The sequence below is a fragment of the Micromonospora sp. NBRC 110038 genome (assembly GCF_020884815.1).
Lineage (GTDB): Bacteria > Actinomycetota > Actinomycetes > Mycobacteriales > Micromonosporaceae > Micromonospora > Micromonospora haikouensis.
In genome coordinates this window covers 1-1,014 of the sequence record NZ_BBOL01000025.1, presented here as the reverse complement: position 1 = coordinate 1,014, position 1,014 = coordinate 1, and the positions used below count along the sequence as shown (strand labels likewise).

At 69.8% G+C, this 1,014-nt stretch carries 1 protein-coding gene; it reads left to right on the top strand.

The genetic code is table 11. The annotated features are described in order from the left end of the window. Positions 1 to 40 precede the first annotated feature (40 nt). The coding region (locus LPU61_RS31465; RefSeq protein ID WP_229406986.1) for a PHB depolymerase family esterase at positions 41 to 1,014 on the top strand (974 nt) is incomplete at its 3' end.

The window sequence follows — 1,014 nt, the reverse complement described above, 5'->3', positions numbered from 1 at the left end:
GCGCCAGCTGTCCCTGCCCGAACAGCAGAAAGAGCGATCGATGTTCAGACACAGGTTCTTCTCCGGCCCTATCGCGCTGGCGGCCCTACTCGTCGTGACGGCGGGTGGCGTGACGCTGAACGGTGGCCTCGGCGCCGCGGAGCCGGTTGCCGATGTGGGTGCCGCCGCGGCGACCGCCGGCTGCGGTAAGGCCCCGACGCTGCGCAGCGGCACCCACACGATCCAGAGCAACGGCAAGAGCCGGAGCTTCATCCTGCGGATGCCCAACAACTACAACAACAACAACCAGTACCGGTTGATCTTCGCTTTCCACTGGCGGGGCGGCACCGCCACCGAGATCGACAACGGCGGCACCAGCGGGGCCGCCTGGTCCTACTACGGCCAGCTGGAACAGTCGAACAACACGGCGATCCTGGTCGCGCCCCAGGGCCTCGGCAACGGGTGGGGCAACGCCGGTGGCGAGGACGTCACCTTCGTCGACGACATGCTCCGCCGCATCGAGGGCGACCTCTGCGTCGACACCACCCAGCGCTTCGCCCTCGGCTTCAGCTGGGGCGGCGGCATGAGCTACGCCCTCGCCTGCGCCCGTGCCACCGTCTTCCGGGCGGTCGCGGTCATCAGCGGCGCGCAGATCAGCGGATGCAGCGGCGGCACCCAGCCGATCGCGTACTTCGGGCTGCACGGCATCAGCGACAGCGTGCTCAACATCTCCCAGGGCCGGGCGCTGCGTGACACGTTCGTGCGCAACAACGGCTGCACCGCCCAGAGCCCGCGCGAGCCGGCCGCGGGCAGCAAGACGCACATCACCACCGCGTACTCGGGCTGCCGGGCCGGGTACCCGGTGCAGTGGGCCGCGTTCGACAACGGCCACATGCCGGGCCCCGTCGACGGCACCTACGCCGAGAGCGGTATCACCACCTGGACCAAGGGCGAGATCTGGCGGTTCTTCGCCCAGTTCCAGGGCACCCCGAACCCGACGACTCCGCCGCCGAACCCGACCACGCCTCCGCCGAG